Raw genomic sequence first — 23,974 nt, forward strand, 5'->3', positions numbered from 1 at the left:
GGAAAGTTCATCCGTTCGATTTCACTATTTGCTCTAAAGGCCACACCCGCCGCTACGGCTAATGCGCTGGCGCCATCTTCCTCTGTATGGCGGGCGGCTTCATCGCGGCGGCATGCGCTGGGAGATATTTTGCCACGATGGCGGGATCGATCTGGGCGATGGTGCTGTCAGGCAGGCGGGTCCATGTCTCGTCCCGGCCGAGCAGCGAAATGCCGATATAGCCGCGCAGGGTCAGGTTCTGCCCATCCGGGCTCAAGGTCATCATGGCGCTGTAGATCTTGCCGTCGCGGGGATCGAGCACGTTGCCGTTCTCATAGTTCAGACCGTTGCGCTTCATGTCACGGACGAAGGAGATACCGAGCCAGGGCGCGTTCTTGCGGTCGTCGGTACACTCCGAACAGATCCGCGGGCCTGTACTGCCCGGCTTGGGGAAAAGTTTCGCCATCACGCCTTCGAAGACGCCGTTGTGATCGACGACCAACACGTAAAGCCGGGGCTCGCCGTTCTCGATCTTCTGCCACAGGCCCGCCGCGGAGGGCTCCGCCGCAGCCGCCCAAGCGGCGGCGGCCCAGAGGGTAAGGCCCGCGATAAGCGACAGCAATCGCCGAAGTCCGAAAGACGAATTCCGCATCGTTGTCACCTCGACCAATCCGTCGAATTCAGTGACTGCCTTCAATTGCTGCAGACTACGGCCATTTTGCGAGCAGGTCGTGGAACGCTGCGGTCGCGGCCCGGATAGTGGTTGGTCGCGACTCCTGCAGTGCGTTGGCATAATTCGCCTGGGAACCTCGAAGAGAGCTAACAATCTGCTTAAGATACCGGGTTTGGGGGCTGCTGTCATTTCCCGATCTTGACCTTACGTCCGCTCCTGGCACAAAGCAGACGTGCTGAAGGCCAGCCCAAATGTCCGCTTCTGAGCGTGATGCAGACATCCGCGAGCCCTTCGCGCTCATCGCGTCATCACGACCGACGACGACAACAGCGACATGTGACTAGGGTCACAGTAGCGGCGGGAGCGTTGGGCCAGTGTGCCTGCACAGCGACGGATGATCCGCGCTGCACTTCATGCTCTCCAGAGTGAATGTAAGGCCGCGTAGTAGCACGCCGAACTCGTTGATCAAGCGAACGGCTGTGAACAATACGATATGCAGCCGAACAGGCGCGCCGTCGTTGCCCGGTTATCGCCGTAAGGGTCGGACCCGGTTCTCAACGGCCGCACTGAGAGCGGTCCCGGTATCTAAACCGGAGCTAATGAGCTAGGATACTGCTTGGGGGCGTTGAAGACGGAGGTCGGTCAATGAGCATGACTTACCCACATCCGGTTTTGGACCCAAATGCGCAGGCCAAGTCAATGATCGACGCAGCGACAGGTCACCAGCCGAGCCCGTTGGACAGCGAATTCTCATCGGAAACGCCAACAACGCCGAAACAGAAAACCGGCGAGAAAAACGTCAAATCTCGTCGGATGGAAAACGAGTAGGCGCGCACGCGACGGCGTCAATTGCGAAGAGCGGCTAGCCTCTTAGGCTGCGAGCACCACTCGCAAGAGCGGCATCACCTTCAATCGCCATGACGGCTTCGCGCCTCTCTTCGAACATGTGGCGGCACGTTGGGAGTTCGCTGTTTCGCGCTTGCATCAAGCAAGGCCGGAAGAAGCCGGGTGCCTATTCGGACGATGCGAACTCGCATCCTTAAACAGTAGGGCCCCGGATTGCTCCGGGGCCGTTGTTATCGAGGGTACATCCATCCCTCGAAAGAATGTCAATATTTGCTACCGCTTGGCGGAGCAGCCATGGTACCGGACCCGGAACGAGCGTCGTCTTGGTCCGATGGATTCGCCGCGTCGCCTTTCTTGGCACCGCTGCGCGTGCTCGACCCTGTGGTCATGCCTTTTTCGTGTTTCGTTTTCTTGCCAGAGGTAGCGCCGAGACCGACGTTTCCTTCACTCGACGCGCCGGGCGCGGGTTGGCTCTGAGCAGACGCAATAAGCGTCGAGCCGAAGAGCGAAGCTACGACAAGAGCAGAGATTGCAAGTTTGGATCGCATCAGAAGACTCCCAAGTTGGTTAGGGTGAACCCAAACCTCGGGCATGCGATTCTGTTCCGGCGCGTGGCAAACATTGCGCAATTTAATATTCCAAAAACGCGTTCGTGATTGCTGCGCGGGCACCGTCACTTTTCCAAACATCCGTCACCTTCAGAACATAGGATTTGCGCAAAGCGCGTCCAATGGTGCATTTGCCTATTGGGGATAAACGCCGTGTCCATGGACGTTATCAAGAGTCCTCGTTGCTCAAAATGCGGGGAGACGATGGCATTGCGGCTCATCGAACCTGAAAGACCGGGGTTCGATTTGCACACTTTCGACTGCCCGAAATGTTGGGAGACTGAAACCTTAGTGGTGCCGATTTCCTGCGAAGTAGATGTCTCTATTGTGCCAGCACGTAGCAGGCGCTCGGGCTGATAAGTGCCTTTTCGACTAGGAGACTGTTCGGACGATGCGAACTCCTATCCTTAAAAGAAAGGCCCCGGATAGCTTAGCGGCGCCCCGCATGAGCAAGTTTTTCCTCGCTATCACCGTCGTAGCCCTCGGCTCGCTTATCGGGCTATTCGCGTTTGTAGCCCTCACACTATAGGCCGTCTCAATCGGCGGCTAACGAGTAAAGAGTGTCCGCAATGAAAAGGCCCGCTGTCTAGGCTATCAAGGGCAACACCGCCGCCTCAATCGCCATGACGGCTTCGCGCTTCTCTTCGAACATGTGCCAGCGCGCATACATACTCGTCACGCCCTTGTCGTTATGGTTCAGAAGCGCCTTCACGAAGTCAACCGACAGCCGCGCTGCCTGCGCGACCCGCTGGCGATTGGAGCTAACCTATGTCGGGTGTCGAGGGCAAATTGGACATACCGGCTATCTGCCTCGAAGTCCGCCTTTGACCCATACCGGAAGTCGCGCCTTTTGACGAACGGTCGCTGCCAAGTCGCAAAAATATTGGGCCGCAAAAACATATATGGCACTCGGTCGGCGGTAGGAAGTGGACGGTTTTGCGCTACGGTTTTGCCGCTTCGACCAGCAGCTGATGGGCGGCACGGCGGCGATCGGTGGCACCGGAGCGCCAGGAATCGCCTCATCATTCTCCACGCTGACGCCGACCGTCTATATCGGCAAGGGCTTCGGTGATCTGCCGGATTCGGTGGCGTGGTTGCGGCCGCTCACGATCAGCGCCACGGCCGCCGTCGCGGTGCCAACCGAATCGTCCACTCTGACTTCATTGGGTACGATCAATATCCCACGCACAGACACAGGCGCGTTTACGAGCCTGACGCCGCTGCCCACCGGCCCGACCACGCTCGCCGAGGCGATCAACCCGAAGATCCTGCAGTTGGGCTTTGCCCTCGAATACAGCCTGGTCACCAACCAGTATACCGGTCCCAACCGTACCGGGACCCGCTACCCGGAGGGATGGGTTCCGCTGGTTGAATTCACAACGGCGACGCCCCTCAATGGGCCGCTCGCGGGGAGGACGACCGGCACGGTCGATCCCGGCGTCATCTGGGTCAACCGCTATCTCCAGGTCGCGGCGGAGGCGATCATCCCGATCGATGCCCATTCCGGCCGCGACATCGGTGCGCGCATACAGGCCCACCTGTATCTTCCCGCGATCTTTCCCGACTTTTACAGTAAGCCGATCTTCGGTCACTGAGTGTGCGCCACGTTGACCATGCCTGGATTTGGCACAACTCGGACATGCCGCCGTTGTCGCTTTTTGTCCGTTGTTGGGGGCAGAGCGGAAAACATGTGCTCCCATTGAGCTTTTCAGCTTTTGACCCAAAGCGGTCCCAGTTCGCTAGAGTCAGAACACATCGATAGTCGGGAACCGAGCGTCCCCTGTGATGCAATCCCAAAGGTAGATTGCAAGACCGATGTCACCGGTCCAAAGCGAATACCGACCGCGACCAGCAACCATCTGAGCGCCGCGACACTGGAAGATGCCAGTCATGGCGAACTGGCGCGCGCGGTCGAGCCAAATCGGATCATTCGTGCGTCGGTAGAGCTTGAGGAATGCGTAGCCATTTCCACCCGTGCCGTGGCAAAGGTTCGACCCCTTTGTTAGCGGTCCGGCGGCCCAGGCAAAGCGCCCGCCATTCAACAGAAGCGCGTCGAATTCTGGCGTAGCGAAGGGCGCGTCAGCAAAGGTCGTCACCATCCCCGGCGCACCGTGACAGTGCTGACAAATGAAAAGCCGCTTCTCGCGCTTGCTTCTTGGGCCCCATGTTGTTCCAACTTCGTACCGCCACGCATTCGCTTCAAGCGTCATCGGCACAAATTCGGCTACGTGCGCTTGCTGTGCCGCCGTCAACCAATCCCATCCGAGCAATAATGGGATGACGTTGCCGGCGAAGCCGTGAACGGGCCCGAGAAAGCGGTCTTTGGCACCGTAAAGATCCTGGGCCCAAAGCGGACCTTGCGGCGTGTCCTCCAGTTCGGCCAACAGTCGCGCTGCCTGCACTTCGAAGAGGCCGCGCCATCGCTCTTCCTCCGTTATCTCGCCCATGTGGACTGCCGCGACCATCGACCCCGGCATACCCCACATGAGTTCTCGGATTGGCAGTCCATTATTTGCTTCGGCGCGCCTATAAACCAGGTCGGCGAGGCTCGATGTCGGCTCAAGGCGCATTGCCAGAAGTGCCGCACCCATGTCGCCGCGAAGCAGCGAGCCATGCTTCTCGTAATCGGTCGGCGAACTGGCTTCGTGGTCGATGACTGTCCGCTCCATCAGCTTTGGCAGCACAGAGCGAAAGTCTTCGGCGACACGGGTAGCCCCTATGCGATGTAAGTAATCTAGTGCCCAAATGACACCTGCCGCGCCCTTGTAGAAGCTGGGGTCGCCATCTCCCACCCCGTCGTCACTCGGGTGAGCCGGCCAGAAGGTGTCGGGATGGAAATGGGCAATCGCATCGGCCGCAATTTCTTCGATCGCGACCCGAACAGCCGATTCATTCCAGGCGTCCTGTACAAGCGGGCGATGACGTCCGGGGGTAATCATGGCGTAGGGGCTCCTGAGCGCTGTCAATCTGTACTTCAGATGAGGCAAGTAAGGATCGCACGATTGAATGAAGGCTATCCAAAAGCGTGCCGCGCGGCAAACCAACTGCACCATCTGAAATGGTTCAACGCGGCGCAGCAATGAGGCATCAATGTCCGCCTCTGGCACGAAACGGACCAGCCCGGTCGATCTGATGATGTCCGTTGTTCGGGGTAAAGCAGACATCCCGGCGCAAGGCCGCGACTTCCGTTTTTGGCCTGGAAGCGACATACGGATGAAGGGTCCTGCTCGCTCCAACCATCCTGCGAAGATCGATCTCTAGACCCTCGTCTGTTGTCCATTTATAATACTGCCGGTTTCGGCAAACCGCACGGTCGTTTGACCGGTAGGATCTCGTAAAGGGAATCGCCGATGGCCGCCGCGGAGCCCACCGCAGTCCCCGTCTACATTCCGCTCCTTGTTGCGGCGCTTCCCGTGATCCTTTCGCCGATTTTGGCGTGGGCCCTTGGCCGATCGAGGATTTCCAAGGAATTGGCAACGATCGACTATCTTAACAAACGGCTCGATTTCCTCGAGCGGCTGAACAAGCTCCGCACGCAACTCCCGGAAGGTCCGATCAGGCCGTTCCTGGACACGGAGATCGAACATTGCGAGGCGTTTCTGCGTCAGCCGCACATGTCCATCCCACGCAGTACAGAGATGGAGGTGGCCGCGCCTCAGTCGCTTTTGGCTCGGTTCTTTCTCACCCAGCCGGCCGTGTCCACGCGCAAGCGCATTTTCAAAGGGCTTTTCTATTTCTTCTTCGGAATCGTAGTGTTTTTCCTGATGGCGGTACCAACCGTTCTGTTTTCCGGGACGTCTAGCGAAGACTCGTGGATCATCATCCCGTTTGGCTTTATCTTCTACCTTGTCATTGCTCTTCTGTTTCGTCGCGCGGCGCGCTAATGGCCAGAGCGCGCACCACTGCATATCCGCAGCTGGCACTTTTCGGACGTGCCGGGCCGGCCTGACGATGTCTGCTGTTGAGGGTAGAACGGACGTGCCGCGCGAGCCCTATCACTTCCGATTTTGGCCCTAAGCGGTCACTAAGGCCGCCTGTGCTGGCAAGCGAATTCACGAGGTTATGGCCGTTGCCAAACGTGAAGTCGCCGCAGACTGCCCAACTATAGCGTGGTAACGTCCCTCCGTTGCATCGGCTGACCCCCACGGGAGGGTCATATGGCAATTCACGTCGGACGGCGCGAATTCATAGTCACGCTCAGCGTCGCATTTGCGGCGCTACCGAGTAGCGAAGGTCGGCTTCTGGCACTTTTGAGACATGCCGACCGACTGTGAAGATGTCCGTTGTTGGGGGCAGAGCGGAAAACATATACTCGCATTGAGTTTTCAGCTTTTGACCCAAGGCGGAAGTCGCAGCTCTGGTGATTCGCGCAAAACAAGGATGAAATATATGCCGGATTGGACAACGTCGGCACGGTGCACTTTGCGCGCTTCGTGATCGTCGACGACAATATATTTGTATGTATATTTGTATGTTCTCCGTCTACGACGGCGATTTCACGAAATACATCCGCGACTTTATCGCCACGATCGCGGCGTGTTCAACGGCTTGGTGGCGCTTGCCAAAGGGGAGATGCCGTGTCCGTCTTGCTCACCCATGCCTCGCCAAGCGTCGATGATGTACCTGCGGGCCTCCGCGAGGTTAAACCGCGACCCGCGGGCTGCCGCCAACTCGAATACACTGTCACCCAGCCTGGCCCTGCTTTTCTCGACAGCGTACCGAGCCACTTTATCAAGCCTTAGCGGCGAAACCCTGAGCGCCCCGGCCAGCACAGCAAGGTGTTCATCGGCTTCGAGCTGAACGAGCGGCAAAATCAGGGAGCGTATCGTAAGCCAGTTGTAGAATGCTGCCCCGTGGCTCGGAAGATCAATCAGCGTGCGTACATGAATAGCCAGAGCTTCGATCGGCGCAGCCTGCGCGGCTTGCAGATCAGCGATCAGTTGTTTGACCCGAAGGGCCCCTAAGTGGTTGCCTGCCATATTCGCCCATTCGACTGATGTTTGGTACTCATCGATCGCTTGGTTGGAGTTCTGGGCTACACCACCGCGTGCGTAATGAATGTACCCCATCAAAGTGGGCTGCATGGCCTTCTGCCCGGTCTGGGTGGCTTCCTCGACCAGTTCTCGGGCGCCATCCAGATCTCCCATCCGCGCCTTGACGAAGGCGGCCATGCACAGGGACATCACCTCGCAGTGGCTATTTCCTGCGCTGCGTCCTTGCTTCACCGCCGTCGCGTGATGCTCGATGCACGCGGCCGTGTCTCCGAACCATTGGGCCATCTGGCCGGCGACGTGGGAAAGCCAGCCTTGGCTCGATTGGGAGCCGGCGGCTTCAGCCCTAAAACCCCGTTCCATGAAAGCGGCAGCTTTCTGCTGATCACCTTCATCGTGGAAGGCGTGGCCGGCGGCCCCGGCGAAGAACATAGGTGCATGTTCGAGCTCATCAGCTCCCGGCCTTGCCATGATCCGTTCGTACCAATTGCCCGTCTCTGCCCCTCGATGTGAGTAGTTGAACAGGAACAGAGGAGCCGCCAGGTCCGCCGCCAGTTTCAGATCGCGCGTGATCGCGCGCTCGAAGGCTGTACGGAGATTGGACAGCTCATCGTAAATCGCATTAGCCGCCTTGGCTTCGTTGACGCCCGCGAACTGTTGGCCGAGCTGCCCGCATCGGGCCGCATAGACTTCACTATGCCGGGTTTCCACCGTCTGCAGCAAACTGGTTTGGTCGAGCATTTCGCGTGCAAAGGCCTGGACTGTGTGCAGCATTCTTAGGAGGTGACGGCCGCCGATGTCCCGGGACAGAAGCGAGGTTTCGACCAATTCGTCGATCCCCCTGAGCACGTCGGATTCGTTGGGTACGTCCCCGGCACAGACAGCGAGGGCCTGTTCTTCGTGGAAGGAGCCGGAGAATACAGATAGCCGCTGCAGAACCTGGCGGCTGTTCGGATCGAGAAGGTCGTATGACCATTCCAGCGCCTGCCGCAGCGTTTGATGGCGGCCCGCCCGGCGCCGGAAAATGCTGGATTGCAGATCGAGCGGTTTTGTCACCCCGCTTTCAATACTCTCTAGCGTATGTCGGCGCAGCTGGGCAGCTGCAATCTCGATGGCGAGCGGAATGCAATCGAGATTGGTACAAATCCTGTCGATGACGGCGAGCTGATCCGATGTTGGTTGAAACCGTCGATTGGCCAGTCGGGCCCGTTCTACGAGCAGACAAACTGCCGCGGGATGCCCAGACCCATCATGCGAACGGGAATCCAGCGAGGAGACCTCGTAGACGGCCTCGCCCTCCACCCCAAGCGCGCGCCGGCTGGTATTGATCAGGAACAACTCGCCACAGGTCGAACCGAGTTCGGTGACTGCGTCCGCAATCGGATCGAGCACGTGCTCACAGTTGTCCATGAGCAGGATCGCTCGAGCGTGGTGCAGACGTTCGAGCACCTGGATTCGTGGCTCGGCGCCGGGCACGGGCAGAATCAGCAGGGCCTCAGCGATGGCCGGCCAAACCTCGCTGTCCCGCTCTAGTGCTGAGAGATCAACAAGCCACGCGCCATCGGGGAAGGTGGCTTCTATGGATCGGGTAAATTCTATCGCTAGCCTCGTTTTGCCGATTCCGCCGGGACCGACAAGGGTCAGCAACCTCGATTCAAGCGCCATTTCGGCAAGTTCGTCCAGCTCCCGCTCGCGGCCAAGGAACGAGCTCAGATTTGCAGGCAGATTGCCGCTGGCCGTTTCCCGCTTTCCCCCGATCGGCGGGAACGCATTCGGCAGATCCGACGCACTCACCTGGTGGACGCGGATCGGTTCGATGCCCTTGAAATGGTGTTCGCCGAGGTCGGACAGTTGGAATGGTGTCTTCAGGAGGTCCGTCGTCAGCCGCTGCACTGTGACACCCGAGAGCAGGATTTGATCGGCATTGGCCGCGCTCTGCAATCGCGTGGCCGTTGGCAAAGCAGGGCCAAAGAAGTCGTGGTCCCCCCGCGCGCGCGTCAGGCCCGTATGGATGCCATATCGTATCTGAAGCCGTCCAGTGGGGCCCCAGGCAATGCGGCGCATCTCACGCTGCGCTTCGATCGCGGCCATCACGGCGTCCAGCGGCCGGTCGAAAATCGCCAGCACACCGTCGCCAGTGCTTCTAAAGGGGTCGCCGGAATGGTGGCGGATGGCCGCGTGAAGGATCTGGTCGTGCAGATCCATGGCGCCCATCATGTCGTTGGGATAGCGGCGCAGGAGAGCGGTGCTGCCAACCACATCGGTTGTGAGAATCGTCCTTTCCCGGCTGTCCGCCGACGATTCCAACGATTCGGTCCCGGTCATTGATGGGTACTCCTCAGCAGCGTTGCGGCCGCGATCATCACCAGGATGCCAGCGAGACTGAGCGCGATTTGCATCACAAGCCCATCCGAGATGTCGACCAGCGCTATGTGGCTGGCGAGCGCCAACAGAACGCCGAGGCAATAGATTGGCAGCGAGTTCTGGCCACAGCGGATCGCGCCGCGCATCACCGGCGTCGTCAGCCATGGCCAATTGCGTGGCACGAACCACGCCGCCAAAACCGCTATGGCCAAAAAATGCAGCAGTCGCAATGGATCGAGATTCGATTTGTCCAATGGGTAAAGCAGGTTCGCCAGCGCCTCCGGGATCAGTGCTTCCAGCGGTTTGATGCGCCAGCTCAATGCGATTACCAAGCTGAAGAGCAGATACAGGACGGCAAGCACAAGCGCCGTGCGCGACGTCACCCACGGCCGGACTTTCTTGTCCTCGATCATCCACCACGCGCCAAGCACGACCAGTAGCTGCCAGGCCAGCGGATTGAAGGCCCAGTGGCTGTTTGGCCATGCCGGGACGGTCCAGCCAAAGACATGCACCAGCGCATAAAGCGCCAGCGAGGCGCCAAGGGTCACGTTCGGCACTCGCAGCAGCAGCCACAGCAGTGGCGCGAACAAGAGATGAAGCAGTACGAAGATCGGCAACACGTCGGTATTGACCGGACGGTATTGCAAGATCGCCGCGTGCGCGAGCGTCGCGCCCGGATAGTCCAACAGAATGCGCGTATTGCTCTCGTCAGCAAGACGGCCGCCGCCTGCGAGGTGAACCAAGATGGCGCAGGCGAGCGTGAGCAGCAGAAATGCGACATAAATGTCCCAGCTTCGCCGCAGCGTCCGGCTGATCACTCCGGTCCATCCCTCGCAGCATCGTGCCTTGCCGTAGGCCAGCGCGCAGGTTAGGCCCGAGACGAACATGAATACTTCCGCGGCATCGCTGAAGCCGTAGTTCCGCAGCGTCAGCCAACTTCCGATGCTGTTGGGGACATGGTCAAGGAAGATGCACCACAGCGCGATGCCTCGGCAGGCATCTATTCGCAGGTCGCGGCCCTGGCCTTTCAGCTCCGGTAGCTCGCCGACGAATAGCTTTGGGGTGGCGATTCGATCGTGCATCTTGGTTACCCCATGCCAGCAAAATGGACCTGCCGTTTGAGCTCCTGGTGTGAACTGGTTCACCTTCAAAGACTTATTTTTGCGCTGTCATTTGAGACCAATCTGCGCGCCAGCGTTGAGCGTTGCCGGCTTCGCACGTGATCAGTTCAGCCACGCGATTACGGCCGCCCGTCTTCGACGCTTGACGAGGTCTCTCCTAAGTCGGCTGTTAAGCCGGGCACGAGGATACGCCGACCTTGACCGGCCTCGACGAGCGCGCTCATCTGATGAACCGCGCGATCGATTTCGACACGCACGTTCAGGACATCGTTGGTGTCATCCGCCGCGAGGAATTGTCAGACGTTGTGCTTGGTGGCCATCCGAATCGGGGCGAGACCGGATTGCTTTTTCCACGCACAATGCTCACGAGGGGCCCGAAGCTCCGTAACTAGGGGCTGGGGCTCTGGCCCGGCGCCATAACATCCGCGCATGAATGTCGCGACATCCAGCAAGGAGCCGACCATGACCCAGCGCACCCCTGAGAACTTTTCCGCGGCCGAGTGGAGACTCGTCACCATCATGGGCAGCACGATGCCGCCGCCGCGAGACCCCAACGATGACGATGACGATGATGATGACGAGGACGAAGACAACGACACCGAACCGGACGACGAGCGCCAGCCGCCGATCGTCAGAGAACCCGACGAAGACGAATAGGCGAAGGCTCGTGCAACAGCTCGCCAGCCTTGATCTCGGTGCGGCTCGATGATTGGTTGCGTTGAGGGTCGGATGTTCGATCAACCACATCGACGCCAGTTCATCACCCTACTCGGCGGTGGGGCGGCAGCGTGGCTGCTCTCGGCGCGCGCGCAGCAGCTGGCAATGTCGGTGATCGGATTCATCAGGGCCCGGTCGCGGGAGCAAATAGGCGAGCCAATGTCGCTTATTGGCACTCAGCGGACATCGACGGTCGCGGGCAGTATGTCCGCTTCTGGCCCAAGACCGGAAGTCAAAAAGCTCCCGCTCATCGTCAGCATGAACCCACAAGGTAAGGTCCGGCACCCGTTCTTCCGGAGCCTGCGTGAAGACCTGTGAACGAGGGGTTGCTTTCGGCAAATTTGGTCTCGCCGATCAGGATCCGGAGAAATCCTTCGGCGTAAAGCTCAAGTCGAGTACCTTCCATTCGCCGTAGCGGTCCACCGGCAGCATCGCGTAGGGCTGGCACGCCTGCAGCGCGCGGATGGCGCCCTGCATCAGCAACGGTCCCTTCATGGAGGCGCTGGCTTCGATCAGGATGGGATCGGCGGCGAGCCTGCCGTCCTGCGTCATCAATACCCGCAGCTTGACCTTGACGTCGTCGGAGGCCTTAAGGTCAGCGGGAAGTTTTGAGCATGTCCTGAGATGACGACGAAATTCCGTGACCAGGCTGGAGGCGATGTCGGCGGACTCATTCGCAGGCGCGTCGAAATCATCGCCAGCCTTATCGCCTGCCTTGGCGCCGGATCGCGACGCCGGCGGCAGCGTCGGCGAGAGATCCTGCGGCAAGCCAAGCAACACGTGATATTTGATCGATAGATCGGGCTCGGGCGGTGCGTAGGCCGGCGCCGACGACGCCGATGCGGCTTGCGGCGGGCTTGGCGCCTGCGGCGGGCTTGGCGCCGGCGGAGCCGGGCGCGAAGCGGCTAAAGCGGCCTGCTTTTGCGGCTGCACGGGAGCCGATGGTTGAGCTGCCGGCGCGGGAGCGCTGGCCGCTGCAGCCTTATCAGGCAGCGAGAAATCCAGTTGCGGCGCTGGTGTTGGCGTCGGCGCGGGTTCGGGCTTGTTCTCGGCTGCGGCTTTTTCGGCAATCTCCTGCGGCGTCACGATATCGACCGCGACCGTCTCGGCCGTCACCTCGCCGAACGGATGCACCTCGGAAAACAGCAACAGCAGAGCGAGCAGCGACAGATGGGCAACCGCCGATGCCGTGATGTCCGTATGTATGATTCGCCGCAGATCCATCGTCACGCCGCAATTTTTCGATGTCTCCCCCGGACTTGAGCATAGCGCCGGGCGCTATGCTCCCTCAATCCCATTTTGGCGCGAAGCCGTAATCGGTGAGCCGGCCGCCGGCGCTTCCCATCCCGGATATTTCGCGCATGTCCTGATCCGACAATTCGAAATCGAAGATGTCGATGTTCTCCGAGAGCCGTTCGAGCTTCGATGTCCGCGGTATCGCAGCAACATTTTGCTGCACCAGCCAGCGCAGGCTTATCTGGGCCGCCGTCTTGCGGTAGCGGTCGCCGATCCGCGCCAGCGACCGGTCGCCTTTGATGCGGCCCTTCGCGATCGGGCTATAGGCGACCAGCGCCATGCCGTGACGCGCGCAGGCCTCCCTCACCCTGGTCTGGTCGAGATAGGGGTGATATTCGACCTGGTCGCACACCAGGGGCTCCGGACAGGCCGCGACCGCCTCCTCGATCAATGCCACGGTGAAGTTCGAAACGCCGATATGCCGCGCCAGCCCGAGCTGCTTGACCCGTGCCAGCGCTCCCAGCGTCTCCGGCAGCGGCACCTGCGGATTTGGCCAGTGCAGCAGCAACAGATCGACCTCGGTCAGGCGCAGCCGCGCCAGGCTCTCCTTGGCGGATCGCTCGAGATCGTTGGGCCTGAAATGGGTGGTCCAGACCTTGGTCGTGACGAAGAGGTCGCCGCGCTTCACGCCGGATGCGCGCAGCCCCTCGCCGACCTCGCGTTCATTCTCATAGACTTGTGCGGTATCGATGTGGCGATAGCCCAGTCGCAGCGCCTGCTCGACGATGCGCGCGCAGGTTCGCTCGCGCAGCTCCCAGGTGCCCAGCCCGATCGCCGGGATTTTTGCGCCGTTGGCTTCGACGAATTGCATGCACGGGTACTCGTGAGGTCGATACCCATTATGGACTGCAGCGACTGGGCTGCCAACTCGTAGCGTTTTCGAGCGAAAGCCTGCCCCGCGCCTGGATAGCGGGTGGATCCCGGTTCGCGCCAGGAAAACCGGCGAGAAAACCGGCGAGCAAATGCGTCAGATAATCAAGCCGGCGTTGGTTCCGTGGCCAGCGCGGCGAACACAGTGTCGGGCGAATGCGCGATCACGGCGAGCAAGGCCCGTGCCGGTCCGCGCGGCGCACGCTTGCCCTGCTCCCAGTTCCGGATCGTCTCCACGGGCACACCGAGGCGGGCGGCAAATTCAAGCTGGGTCAGGCGCGCGCGGCGGCGGAGGTCGCGAACTGCCGGCAGCGGCGCGGCTTCGGCAGGCGCGGGCGACATCGTCGGGGCGAGCGGAAACTCCTGCCCGTCGCGCAATTCGACGATCCGTCCATCCGCTTTCAACCGCAGGCGCTGCATGATCAATCCCCGGCGGGAATCATCGGCGATGCGCCTTAAGGTCCGATTAATGATACGAGCCTCGCCCGTCCCCTCGCCTAGAGCGGGATGGCTTTATGTTGAATCAGCGCACCCGTCATCCCTGCGTAACGGCTTCGCCGTTATCGCTGGAGGTGCGAGCCCTGCGGTGCACTTGCACCGCTGGGCGAGCCTCGAAGGATGGGCCACGGGCCGTACTCATCCTTCGAGGCGCGCAAGAGCGCGCACCTCAGGATGACGAGCGCTCCGCCCCGATCTAATGTCTCCTTCGCCTATCTCAGCCCGAACCACAGCGTTGCAATGCCGAGAAACGAGAAGAAGCCGACCACATCGGTGATCGTGGTGACGAAGGTGCCCGACGCCACCGCAGGGTCAGCGCGTACCCGCTCCAGTACCATCGGGATCAGAATGCCGCCGAGCGCACCGGCAACCAGGTTGCAAACGATCGCCATGCCAATCACGACGCCGAGGCCCGGGATCCTGAACCAGGCGACTGCCGCTATGCCGGTGATGACGGCGAAGGCGAGACCATTGACGAGGCCGACCATGGCCTCGCGCATCACCACGCGATAGGCATTGTTCGATCCGAGTTCGCGGGTGGCCAGTGCCCGCACCGCCACCGTCATGGTCTGGGTCGCGGCGTTGCCGCCCTGGCTCGCGACGATCGGCGCCAGCACCGCCAGCGCCACCATCTTCTCCAGTTGCCCTTCGAACAGGCCGAGAACCGAGGATGCCAGAAACGCAGTCGCGAGATTGACCAGCAGCCAGTTGAAACGGCCGCGCGCGATGGTCCAGACGCTGTCGGACAATTCTTCGTCGCTGGTGACGCCGCCCAGCGCCTTCAAATCCTCGTCGGCCTCTTCCTCGATGACGTCGACGACGTCGTCGATGGTGATGACACCGACCAGCCGGTTGGTGGTATCGACGACGGGGGCGGCGACCAGATTATATTTGCCGAACATCCGCGCGACTTCTTCCTGGTCGTCCAGCACCGAGACGCGGCGGCGGTCTTCATCGACCAGTTCGGCGAGCGGCACCGGCCGGTGCGCGCGCAGCAGCGCGTCCAGCGAGACCGCGCCATGCCAATGCTTGTCGGCATCCACGGCGTAGATTTCATAGAACCGGGCCGGCAGGTCGGGGGTGTCGCGCATGTAGTCGATCGCCTGCCCCACGGTCCAGTCCGGCGGCACGGCGATGAACTCGGACTGCATGCGCCGGCCGGCGGAGTTTTCCGGATAAAGCAGGCTGCGTTCCAGCGCGTCGCGCTCGGACGGCGGCAGCTTTTCGAGGATCTCCTCCTGGTCCTCCTCGTCGAGACCTTCCAGCAGCTCGACGGCGTCGTCGGATTCCAGTTCGCGAACGCCCTCCGCGACCGTCTCCGGCTCGAGTTCCTCGAGGATTTCCTCGCGGACGCTGTCGTCGACCTCGTTCAGCGCCGAGAAGTCGAAATGCGTACCGGTCAATTCCACGAGTTTGACGCGGTCCTCGGGTTCGAGGGCCGCGATCAGGTCACCGAGGTCGGCCTCGTGAAGTTCCGCCACGACTTCACGCAACAGTGGCTTGTCGGTCGCCTCGATGGCGCGTGTAATCTCTTCGGCAAATTCGTGACGGATCTGCCCCTCATCGTCCCGCATCGGGAAACTGTCGAGCACGGAAGGCTCCGCAGGTCGGGGAGCGGAGGGCTGGGCAACGTCGATATCCTCGGCCATGCCGTGCATCACCGGTTTGACAGAATTGGAGAACTCGTCTGAGCTATCGCTGCACGCATTACCCAATCGGCAACGCCGAGCGCAATGCTAAATATGGCCAACCGCTGACGATCGGGAGTTTCACGAAGGCGTTGCTCGCGACCCTTGTTGCTTCGACGACCTGGATCGCGGCGGCGCAGGCAACCGAATGCCCGCGCAAGGATGCGCTCGGCACCTCACGCGTTCTCGCCGTCGATGCCGCTACCTATCCGCGCGTCGGCCTGAAGAGCTTTCCGCAGACCCTGCCGCTCGGGGATCACGAGGTGGTGCTGACCTTCGATGATGGGCCGTGGCCCGCCACGACGCCCAAAGTGCTGGCGGCGCTGGCGCGTGAATGCGTGCTTGCCACATTCTTCCTGATCGGCAAGCCCGCCTCGGAGCACCCGGAATTGGTGCGAAAGATTGCGGCCGGAGGCCACACCATCGGGCACCATACCTGGACGCACCGCAGCCTGAAGCAGATCAAGCCGGGCGAGACGGAGGGGGAAATCGACCACGGCATTTCCGCGGTCGAAATGGCGCTCCATGGGGTCGCAACCACGACCCCGAGCACGCCGTTCTTCCGGTTTCCCGGCTTCGAGAGCACGCCGGCAACCCTCGACTTCCTGCAAAAGCGCGGCATCGTGGTCTTCGGCGCCGACCTCTGGGCCAGCGACTGGAATCCAATGACGCCGAAAGCGGAACTGAAGCTGATGACCGAGCGGCTCAAAACCGCCGGCAGGGGCATTATCCTGCTGCACGACCCCAAGGCGCAAACCGCGGCCATGCTGCCGGCTTTTCTGCGTTATTTGCACGAAAATCACTATCGCGTGGTCCAGCTGGTTCCGGCCACCGCTAAGGCCGTCGCCGCCGGCGCGGAAATCGCGAAATAAGTGTGGAATTTGGACCATTAAGGCGGCATTCATGGCGTCGTAGCTAATGATTTGAGTGCCGAATTAATTGGTAAGAAGCCGGGGTTCGATGATCACCAGCGTATGTGCGGGAGTCCGGAAGCGGCCATGGGCCGCTTTGTGCCTTGGCACGTGCCTCAGCACATTCCTTGGCATGGTCGCCTGCGTCACGGCCCAGACCGCCTCGGCCGCCGACTGTCCCGGCCATCCCGACGCGCTCGGAACGTCGCGCACGCTGGTGGTCGATCCAAGGGAACATCCCAGGATCGGCACCATGCAATACGCCGAGACGCTGCCGCTGGAAGATCATGAGGTGGTGCTGACCTTCGACGACGGTCCGCTGCCGAAGTACAGCAACCAGATCCTGCAAATTCTCGCCGATCAATGCGTGAAGGCGACCTTCTTCACGATTGGAAGTCAGGCCAATGCCAGTCCGGGAGGCGTGCGCAAGGTCCGCGATGCCGGCCACACCGTCGCCACCCACACCCAGAACCATCCCTCCAACATGCATCGGCTGCCGATCGACCGCGCCAGTAAGGAGATCGACGACGGCATCGCCTCAGTCACGGCGGCACTTGCCGACGGAACCGCGCCCGCGCCGTTCTTTCGTATCCCGGGTCTCGCCCGCAACGCGGCGATCGAGGAATATGTGGCATCGAAGGGCATCCAGCTCTGGAGCGCCGATTTCCTGGCGGACGACTGGCGGCATGTCTCGCCGCAGCGCGTCTATGATCTCGCGATCCAGCGGCTGAAGGCCAAGGGAAAAGGCATTCTGCTGCTGCACGACATTCAACCGCGGACGGTCACCGCACTCCCCCGGATCCTGCATGAACTGAAAGCCCGCGGCTATCGCATCGTTCAAGTGGTCCCGGCGACACCGGAACGGCCGGCGACGCCGACCGAACCGCAGCAATGGCAGTTGCATCCGGCCGCGGAGACGGTGGCAATTTCGCGCTGGCCGAAAATTCCCACTTTCGTGTTTGCAGGGACCGACATGCTTCCCGCGCCCGCGCTGTCCAATCTGGATTGGCGCGACACCGACCTCGCCTATCGCACGCGGCTGATGCGCGCCGTGCCGTTGCCGCAGGAAGCGCTATGGCCGCGTCCATCGCAGCTCGCGCAAGCCAGTGCCGCGATCACGCTGCCCATTCCGGCCGCGAGCGTCTTCAAAATTCCGGAAACGACTCGTGTGACGATGCTGGCCGCTGCGCCGGCACATCGCGTGGAACAGGCGGCTTCAACTCCGCGCGAGACGGAAGAACTCGCCAAGCCCGTTTCTGCCCGGTCGCGGGCCGCAGCATCCCGGCAGGCCGCGCGTTCCAAACATGCCGCGCACCAGGCCCCGCACGCGGGCCACGCCGCGCCCAAACACGCCGCGCAAGTAAAGAAGAACGGACGCTCGGTTCGTGTTGCCAGCCTGAAGAAGCGCTAGATCAATTCGTCACGATCTTGGCGATGCACAGCAGGATAACGAGGGCAAGGAACAGCAGGTCGATATATGACTTGATTTCCCCGGCATGGCGCAGCGCGCTGACGTCGGTGACGATCTGCCTGCGCGCGGCCGCCGCATTAGGTCCTTCCGCTGCCGCCAACGCCAGACGCCGCGCCTCGATCTCGAGCCGCTCGATGCGCTGGAAGAAATAAAACGACCGCAGGGCCGATGCGGCGTGCATCGCGGCATAGATCAGCACGAGGATCGAGACCACCACGCGCTGCTCGTATTTTTCCAGGAAGTTCAGGCTGAAATAAACCAGCGCCAGGAACACGAAGTTGGAGGCGAATCGATAGGCGTAGCTCAGGAACGTCATGCATGTGCTCCGGGTGATTCTGGAATGCCGAACGGCGGCCGCAAGACCGGAACCGCCGGCCGGTAAGTCCTACATCTGTCGGTTTACCCGAACGGTGTTACAGCAAGGCATCGACCTCGTCCGTTGCCCAAAAATCGCCCCCGCCATAGCGGACCAGCACATTTCGTTCCCCGAACCGGTCGGGGCGAACTCAAACCCAACGATTTTATGGTGCGCTCGGAGGGACTCGAACCCCCACGATTTTACTCACTGCCACCTCAAGGCAGCGCGTCTACCAATTCCGCCACGAGCGCTTGGGATACCGGCTGAAACCCATCGGGCTGCCGGATCGACGGCGCCGATGTAACAAATCAGGGGTGGAGGGACAAGGCGGATTTGCGACCGAATTAACTACCTAACGCCCGGCAATTTCGGCAGCATTTGCTTGACTTCGACCGCGATCCGGTTGCGATCGACCAGGACCACGCCGCTGGCGACGGGCAGGTTGTTGGCGAGGATCTTGACCTCGTCGGCCTCGGTGGCGTCCAGTTCGATGATGGCACCGCGGGAAAGCCGCATAACCTGGTGGATAGGCATGGTGGTGGTGCCGAGCACCACCATGAGATCGACGCTGACTTTATCGAGGGTGGCCACTTCTGAACCGCCAAACCGGGACTAGATTGCTTAAGGATTTCACTTCACCTGACCACGTTATGGTTAGCCAATGGTTAATGACCGCCAAAGCCTTGATTTGACGACCTTCGCGCGCCCGCTTGGCGGCGGCGACGTCGAATGGCGAATTTCGGCCGAGCCGGTGCCCTACCCCGATTCCGTGGCGGCGATGGAAGCGCGGGTGGCCGACATCGCGGCCCAAAGGGCGAGCGAACTGGTGTGGCTATTGGAGCACCCGCCGCTCTTCACGTCCGGCACCAGCGGCAAGGCCGGCGATCTGCTCGACCCCCGCTTTCCCCTGTTCGAGACCGGCCGCGGCGGCCAGCTCACCTATCACGGCCCCGGCCAGCGGGTCGCCTATGTGATGCTGGACCTGAAGCAGCGGCGGCCGGACGTGCGCGCCTACGTCGCGGGTCTGGAGGAATGGATCATCCGGACGCTGGCCGCCTTCAACGTGCGCGGCGAGCGCCGCGAGGACCGCGTCGGGGTCTGGGTCAAACGGCCGGACAAGGGTGCTGGTTACGAAGACAAGATTGCCGCGATCGGGGTGCGGTTGCGGCGCTGGGTCTCGTTCCACGGCATCGCCATCAATGTCGAGCCGGAACTTAAGCATTTTTCCGCGATCGTGCCCTGCGGCGTCGCCGACCCCCGCTATGGCGTCACCTCGCTGGTCGATCTCGGCCTTCCCGTGACGCTGGAAGACGTTGATGTCGCGCTGAGGCGGGCTTTTGAGGAGGTGTTCGGTCCGGTCAAGGCGCGCCTGCCGGAAGCGATCTAGGTGTGGAGCCTCAACAGGTTGTCCTCGGTCAAGCCGAGGCGGCTGATGGGTGGTTTGGACTTTAGACTGCTGTGTGGTCGATGCCAGTTATATCGATGCAGCCAGATCGGCAGGTGCTGAGCCCGATGATCGGATGTGAGATAGGCTTGGGCATAGGCCCATTCGCGCAACGAGGTTTGGACGAAGCGCTCGGCCTTGCCGTTGGTTTTCGGCGTATAGGGCTTAGTGCGCAGGTGCTTGATTTTGAGCAGGCGCAATGCCTTAGGGTAACGACGGGATCGGAAGCTAGTGCCGTTGTCGGTCATGACACGATAGACTTTGACGCCATGGGCCCTGAAGAAGCGCAACGCGTTAAAGAGAAAGCTCAGGCAGGATCGACGTTTTTCATCGGGCAAGATTTCCGAATAGGCGACGCGGGAATGGTCGTCGATTGCCAGGTGCAGATATTCCCAACCGACCCTGCGGCTCTTGCTTTGGCGATCGCCGGTGATGCGGTGGCCGACTTGCTCGAAACGGCCCAGCTTTTTGATATCGATGTGGATGATCTCGCCGGGGTGTTCGCGCTCGTACCGGCGCACCGGTTCGGCCGGCTCCAGTGCCGAGAGCTTGTTGATGCCGAGCCGCTGCAGGATGCGGCTGACGGTCGCCGGAGACACGCCGACCTCGACCGCGATCTGCTTGCCGGTGTAGCGCTGGCGGCGCAAGGCCTCAACCACGGCGCATGTGGCGGGCGCCGTTTGGCTTGGCAATGAAAGAGGCCTGGAGGAGCGGTCGCGCAAACCATCGACACCGCCTGCGCGGAACCGTTCGACCCATTTGGCGACGGTCTTTGGCGTGGTGTTGAACTGGCGCGCGGCGGCCGCTTTGCTCAGTCCCGCTGCCACACTCCGCACCATGGCCTCTCGACCTTTCGGCGTCAGGCGAGCATTCTTATGGCTGTTCATCTGGTCTCTCCGTGGAACACTGAAGCTTCGCAACCTCAGCTTCCTCGGTTCGGACCAGATGGACAACCTCCTGAAAGCCCACATCTAGGCCGTGAACTCATAATTTGCTGGATTGAGGCCGCGTCAGAGTCGGCTCTGCCCTGATAGCCGACGTGTTGCTGCATAGCAGCCCTTAGCGGACATATCGTGGCTTGATGGCCCGTTTCTGCGAGGCATCTCGTCGTACCGATGTCGGCGGACGCCCCATGTTACGAATGAAGGAACGCCGCATCCTCTCTCGGTCCCCAAATCCAACCTCGTCCGCGATGACCTCGATCGGCAGCCGCCCCTCTTCCAGCATTAATCGCGCTGCTTCGATGCGAAGCTGCTCAATGGCTTTGGCCGGGGATTGCGACGTTTCTTCATGGAACGCGCGGCTGAACTGACGCGGACTAAGCCCCGCGATGCCAGCGAGCGCCTTGACGGAAAGGTCCTTCTTTAAATTTACCCGGGCATAGGTAACGGCTTTCTGGATACGGTCGGTCTTCGGTTCCAAGTCGAGAAGGGCCGAGAACTGCGACTGGCCACCCGCGCGGCGTTGATCGACGACCATCTTGCGCGCAACGGAGCGCGCCAGATCGGCGCCATGGTCGCGTTCGACCATCGCCAAGGCAAGATCGTTTGCCGCCGTCATTCCGGCCGATGTCCAGACTGATCCGTCGACCATGAAGATGCGGTCTTCCTCCACGTAGACCTCGGGAAAGCGGGTCTTTAATTCGCGGGCGAAGGCCCAATGCGTCGTCGCGCGCCGCCCGTTCAACACGCCCGCTTCGGCCAATATGAAGGCCCCTGTGCATGGAGCGGCGAGCCGACGTGACGTCTTCAATGATCGGCGCACAAATCGAACTAAACCCACACTTGGCCATACAATCTCGAGCCCGGCCGCAATCATCACCGTGTCAAAGCGCGAATGGCCGAGAGGTTCGGCCTCGACATTGAAACCTGCCGAACACGGCACAAGTCCGCCGCCCTCGGCTATGACTCGCACGCTATAGGACGGCTTACCCATAATGAGATTGGCCACTTCGAAAACGGTGATGACCGCAAGGCTCACGACTTGAAAGCCCGGAAATACGACGAAAGCGACTTTGTGCATGGAACGTCTCCTTGCACCCAAAGATAGCGGCGTCCTAAAAAGTTGCAACAATGACATTTGAGACATTGGCCTTCCCACCTACATCTCCCGCCAGCGGGGCAGCCCGCGTGATTAAGCCAAAGGAGAAAGGCCATGAATGCAATATCCACCACAATTGGGGACGACACGTCCGCCAAAAGCCATGAATTACCCAGGACGCGGCTCAGTTTGTATTACCTCGTCGGCTACACGCTTCCGGTTGGCGTGGCGCTGATGTTCGTTCCGCAAACGACGATGAATTTGTTGCTCACCAACCATGCCTACGATGACCTCGGCCTTCGTATGTTCGGGGTACTTCTTTTTTCGCTAGGGATTATCGCGTCTGGGATGATCATCAATAAAGCGTCTAGCGTTTATCTGGTGACTCTGTTTGTGCGCGGCTTCATCATCGCGGCGTTGTTCGTGCTTTACTCGCTGTATGGCGATCCGGCGTTGCTTGCGGTCAATCTGGTTGTAACAGTTGGCGGGGCACTGACATTCCTGAGCTGGCGCAAAGATAAGGCTGAGAAGCGTGGATAGAGTGACGCCCTTGATTAGGCGGGTGGTACGCCTGTCGCGCGCCTCACCCGCCATCATTGGCGCGGCGAATTGGTTCGCCCTAGCCCTATCGGGCGCAATGCGCCTTTCAGAAGGTATAAATTTAAGGATTGCTCCACCCGGCCAGATATTTTTTCATTGGCCGACGCAGGCGCTTCGCAAATTGAAATTAATCATCCAGTTCGAGGGGCGATGTCATGAATGCTGATCAACGGCATGTTCGATCGGCAGAAGCGCCGCTTCGCTACGGGAGTGATACGTAGCCGCAGCTCGCGCAAACCTAGGGCGCGTACTCATAAGTTCTCATGATGTCCGCTTCGCTCTGATAACGGCCGCTTTTGTGCAGCCGCAGCAAAATGACGCGAGGGGCCAGAAGGCGACATCGCTGACGCGCCACATGTCGCCAACGACTTCTTCGAGTGAGCTGCCTAGCTGTGAAGTTGCGAGTTGAGGCCGTTCCAATTTGGTGAACGTCTGGTTGCCTCAAGAGCGCCGCTCTGGGAATTACGACGAAAAAGAAGGCCCTTCTGGCCTGAGAGTTCTTTGGCTTTCAGTACTCGGCCATCCTCCAAAAGGATGCGCGCGCCTGCCGTGACATAACAGCCCGCTTCGACGATACAATCGTCACCCAATGAAATGCCGATACCGGCGTTGGCTCCGATCAGGCAGCACTCACCAACTGTAATCCTCTCTTTGCCTCCTCCGGACAGGGTGCCCATGATCGACGCTCCGCCACCAACGTCGCTGCCGCTTCCCACAACCACACCGGCGCTTATCCGGCCTTCGACCATGCAGGGACCGAGCGTACCTGCATTAAAATTGCAAAAGCCTTCATGCATGACGGTCGTGCCCGGCGCCAAGTAGGCTCCGAGCCTTACGCGATCCGCATCTGCAATTCTCACGTCCGCAGGCGTCACATAGTCAGTCATGCGCGGAAACTTATCCACGCCTGTCACTTCAAACGCAAGGGCACGCTTTCGTGCTACGATTCGTGCTTCCGGTACACGAGAGCATTCACAGGGACCGAGGGTCGTCCAGGCAACGTTAGGTAACAGACTGAAAATTCCTTCAAGGTTCAGGCAATTAGGCTGGACGAGCCGGTGGCTCAGTAGATGGAGTCGAAGATATGCGTCGTGCACATCAGTCGGCGTAGATGCAAGGGAGTCAATTTCCGTATGAATGGAAACGATGTCGACATTGCGGATGTCGTCGTGTCGCGCATATCCGTCTGCCGACTCACCCAACGATCTGTTGATCTCGTCGCTCGTCAGCCGTACCGTTGCCGCCTTGTCGGCCTCCACGACCAGGCGCAGCTGAAGGAACCAGGAATCTAACACGCGACCGTCAGCAGTAATCGTCGCAAATCCCTCGCCTCTCGCACCCCTCAGCTCCATCGCCATTTGAATTGCTCACACTACGACCCTACACATAGGGCATACCCGAGGTCTCCTAGAATTAGCAACTTCTGCATTCTCAAACACGTCCGCTTTGGGTTCATTTTCGACGGATTCAGCGGGGGTATCAGCAGGTTGATGTCCGCC

The 23,974-nt window shown here is 60.6% G+C and carries 25 protein-coding genes and 1 tRNA gene; 10 read left to right on the forward strand and 16 right to left on the reverse strand.

What is annotated here, in order from left to right:
• Positions 1-58: 58 nt before the first annotated feature.
• Positions 59-631: a DUF2147 domain-containing protein gene (locus NL528_RS27085; RefSeq protein WP_309177510.1), complete on the reverse strand. Its 573-nt coding sequence runs from the start codon at positions 629-631 to the stop codon at positions 59-61.
• Positions 632-1,297: 666 nt separating this feature from the next.
• On the opposite strand from NL528_RS27085, the gene NL528_RS27090 reads away from it, so the two are divergent.
• Positions 1,298-1,480, forward strand: a complete 183-nt coding sequence (locus NL528_RS27090) for a hypothetical protein (protein ID WP_309177511.1) — start codon at positions 1,298-1,300, stop codon at positions 1,478-1,480.
• A gap of 281 nt (positions 1,481-1,761) precedes the next feature.
• Here NL528_RS27090 and NL528_RS27095 read toward each other — a convergent pair whose 3' ends face one another.
• A complete protein-coding gene (locus tag NL528_RS27095) occupies positions 1,762-2,187 on the reverse strand; it encodes a hypothetical protein (protein WP_309177512.1) in 426 nt (141 codons plus the stop codon).
• Between the two features lie 505 nt (positions 2,188-2,692).
• Complete coding sequence (locus NL528_RS27100) at positions 2,693-2,818, reverse strand: hypothetical protein (protein ID WP_309177513.1); 126 nt, start codon at positions 2,816-2,818, stop codon at positions 2,693-2,695.
• A gap of 214 nt (positions 2,819-3,032) precedes the next feature.
• Between NL528_RS27100 and NL528_RS27105 the strand changes: the two genes are divergently transcribed.
• The gene (locus tag NL528_RS27105; protein WP_309177514.1) at positions 3,033-3,701 is read left to right on the forward strand and encodes a hypothetical protein; all 669 of its coding nucleotides are present in this window, start codon (positions 3,033-3,035) and stop codon (positions 3,699-3,701) included.
• Positions 3,702-3,851: 150 nt separating this feature from the next.
• Here the strand turns inward: NL528_RS27105 and NL528_RS27110 are convergent, their stop codons facing one another.
• Positions 3,852-5,270 carry a LanC-like protein gene (locus tag NL528_RS27110; protein WP_309177515.1) on the reverse strand — a complete coding sequence of 473 codons (1,419 nt, stop codon included), beginning with the start codon at positions 5,268-5,270 and terminating at the stop codon, positions 3,852-3,854.
• 186 nt (positions 5,271-5,456) lie between these two features.
• On the opposite strand from NL528_RS27110, the gene NL528_RS27115 reads away from it, so the two are divergent.
• Positions 5,457-5,990 (forward strand): hypothetical protein, encoded by a 534-nt coding sequence (locus tag NL528_RS27115; protein ID WP_309177516.1) that lies wholly within the window; start codon positions 5,457-5,459, stop codon positions 5,988-5,990.
• Positions 5,991-6,623: 633 nt separating this feature from the next.
• Here NL528_RS27115 and NL528_RS27120 read toward each other — a convergent pair.
• Both NL528_RS27120 and NL528_RS27125 read right to left on the reverse strand, forming a co-directional pair.
• Positions 6,624-9,422 carry an adenylate/guanylate cyclase domain-containing protein gene (locus NL528_RS27120; protein WP_309177517.1) on the reverse strand — a complete coding sequence of 933 codons (2,799 nt, stop codon included), beginning with the start codon at positions 9,420-9,422 and terminating at the stop codon, positions 6,624-6,626.
• A complete protein-coding gene (locus NL528_RS27125; protein ID WP_309177518.1) occupies positions 9,419-10,543 on the reverse strand; it encodes an OpgC domain-containing protein in 1,125 nt (374 codons plus the stop codon). The genes NL528_RS27120 and NL528_RS27125 overlap by 4 nt, the downstream gene beginning before the upstream one ends.
• Positions 10,544-10,779: 236 nt before the next feature.
• Here NL528_RS27125 and NL528_RS27130 point away from each other — a divergent pair, with 236 nt between their 5' ends.
• The 3 genes from NL528_RS27130 to NL528_RS27140 all read left to right on the forward strand — a co-directional run bounded on the left by NL528_RS27130 (position 10,780) and on the right by NL528_RS27140 (position 11,617).
• Positions 10,780-10,974 (forward strand): hypothetical protein, encoded by a 195-nt coding sequence (locus NL528_RS27130; RefSeq protein ID WP_309177519.1) that lies wholly within the window; start codon positions 10,780-10,782, stop codon positions 10,972-10,974.
• 70 nt (positions 10,975-11,044) lie between these two features.
• Positions 11,045-11,239: a hypothetical protein gene (locus NL528_RS27135; RefSeq protein ID WP_309177520.1), complete on the forward strand. Its 195-nt coding sequence runs from the start codon at positions 11,045-11,047 to the stop codon at positions 11,237-11,239.
• Between the two features lie 72 nt (positions 11,240-11,311).
• A complete protein-coding gene (locus tag NL528_RS27140; RefSeq protein ID WP_309177521.1) occupies positions 11,312-11,617 on the forward strand; it encodes a hypothetical protein in 306 nt (101 codons plus the stop codon).
• A gap of 36 nt (positions 11,618-11,653) precedes the next feature.
• On the opposite strand, the gene NL528_RS27145 is transcribed toward NL528_RS27140, so the two are convergent.
• The 4 genes from NL528_RS27145 to mgtE all read right to left on the reverse strand — a co-directional run bounded on the left by NL528_RS27145 (position 11,654) and on the right by mgtE (position 15,612).
• The gene (locus NL528_RS27145) at positions 11,654-12,523 is read right to left on the reverse strand and encodes a hypothetical protein (RefSeq protein WP_309177522.1); all 870 of its coding nucleotides are present in this window, start codon (positions 12,521-12,523) and stop codon (positions 11,654-11,656) included.
• Positions 12,524-12,587: 64 nt separating this feature from the next.
• A complete protein-coding gene (locus tag NL528_RS27150; protein ID WP_309177523.1) occupies positions 12,588-13,406 on the reverse strand; it encodes an aldo/keto reductase in 819 nt (272 codons plus the stop codon).
• Positions 13,407-13,570: 164 nt separating this feature from the next.
• Positions 13,571-13,885 carry a helix-turn-helix domain-containing protein gene (locus tag NL528_RS27155; RefSeq protein ID WP_309177524.1) on the reverse strand — a complete coding sequence of 105 codons (315 nt, stop codon included), beginning with the start codon at positions 13,883-13,885 and terminating at the stop codon, positions 13,571-13,573.
• A 290-nt stretch (positions 13,886-14,175) separates the two neighbouring features.
• The gene (gene mgtE / locus NL528_RS27160; protein WP_309177525.1) at positions 14,176-15,612 is read right to left on the reverse strand and encodes a magnesium transporter; all 1,437 of its coding nucleotides are present in this window, start codon (positions 15,610-15,612) and stop codon (positions 14,176-14,178) included.
• Positions 15,613-15,743: 131 nt separating this feature from the next.
• Here mgtE and NL528_RS27165 point away from each other — a divergent pair, with 131 nt between their 5' ends.
• Positions 15,744-16,523 (forward strand): polysaccharide deacetylase family protein, encoded by a 780-nt coding sequence (locus NL528_RS27165; RefSeq protein WP_309177526.1) that lies wholly within the window; start codon positions 15,744-15,746, stop codon positions 16,521-16,523.
• 172 nt (positions 16,524-16,695) lie between these two features.
• Complete coding sequence (locus NL528_RS27170) at positions 16,696-17,973, forward strand: polysaccharide deacetylase family protein (protein ID WP_375143895.1); 1,278 nt, start codon at positions 16,696-16,698, stop codon at positions 17,971-17,973.
• A 1-nt stretch (position 17,974) separates the two neighbouring features.
• Here the strand turns inward: NL528_RS27170 and NL528_RS27175 are convergent, their stop codons facing one another.
• The 3 genes from NL528_RS27175 to NL528_RS27185 all read right to left on the reverse strand — a co-directional run bounded on the left by NL528_RS27175 (position 17,975) and on the right by NL528_RS27185 (position 18,982).
• The gene (locus NL528_RS27175; protein ID WP_309177528.1) at positions 17,975-18,349 is read right to left on the reverse strand and encodes a hypothetical protein; all 375 of its coding nucleotides are present in this window, start codon (positions 18,347-18,349) and stop codon (positions 17,975-17,977) included.
• Positions 18,350-18,557: 208 nt separating this feature from the next.
• Positions 18,558-18,642: transfer RNA gene (locus tag NL528_RS27180), tRNA-Leu, on the reverse strand.
• 97 nt (positions 18,643-18,739) lie between these two features.
• Positions 18,740-18,982, reverse strand: a complete 243-nt coding sequence (locus tag NL528_RS27185; RefSeq protein ID WP_074276133.1) for a FliM/FliN family flagellar motor switch protein — start codon at positions 18,980-18,982, stop codon at positions 18,740-18,742.
• A gap of 70 nt (positions 18,983-19,052) precedes the next feature.
• Between NL528_RS27185 and lipB the strand changes: the two genes are divergently transcribed.
• Complete coding sequence (gene lipB / locus NL528_RS27190; protein WP_309177529.1) at positions 19,053-19,778, forward strand: lipoyl(octanoyl) transferase LipB; 726 nt, start codon at positions 19,053-19,055, stop codon at positions 19,776-19,778.
• Here lipB and NL528_RS27195 read toward each other — a convergent pair.
• Both NL528_RS27195 and NL528_RS27200 read right to left on the reverse strand, forming a co-directional pair.
• Positions 19,775-20,722: an IS481 family transposase gene (locus tag NL528_RS27195; RefSeq protein WP_309177530.1), complete on the reverse strand. Its 948-nt coding sequence runs from the start codon at positions 20,720-20,722 to the stop codon at positions 19,775-19,777. The genes lipB and NL528_RS27195 overlap by 4 nt on opposite strands.
• 172 nt (positions 20,723-20,894) lie before the next feature.
• Positions 20,895-21,857 (reverse strand): GlxA family transcriptional regulator, encoded by a 963-nt coding sequence (locus NL528_RS27200; protein WP_309177531.1) that lies wholly within the window; start codon positions 21,855-21,857, stop codon positions 20,895-20,897.
• A gap of 132 nt (positions 21,858-21,989) precedes the next feature.
• Here NL528_RS27200 and NL528_RS27205 point away from each other — a divergent pair, with 132 nt between their 5' ends.
• The gene (locus NL528_RS27205) at positions 21,990-22,415 is read left to right on the forward strand and encodes a hypothetical protein (protein WP_309177532.1); all 426 of its coding nucleotides are present in this window, start codon (positions 21,990-21,992) and stop codon (positions 22,413-22,415) included.
• A gap of 446 nt (positions 22,416-22,861) precedes the next feature.
• Here the strand turns inward: NL528_RS27205 and dapD are convergent, their stop codons facing one another.
• On the reverse strand, positions 22,862-23,833 hold the full coding sequence (gene dapD / locus NL528_RS27210) for a 2,3,4,5-tetrahydropyridine-2,6-dicarboxylate N-succinyltransferase (RefSeq protein ID WP_309177533.1): 972 nt from the start codon (positions 23,831-23,833) through the stop codon (positions 22,862-22,864).
• Positions 23,834-23,974 lie beyond the last annotated feature (141 nt).

This window comes from Bradyrhizobium sp. Ash2021, from assembly GCF_031202265.1.
Taxonomy (GTDB): Bacteria; Pseudomonadota; Alphaproteobacteria; order Rhizobiales; family Xanthobacteraceae; genus Bradyrhizobium.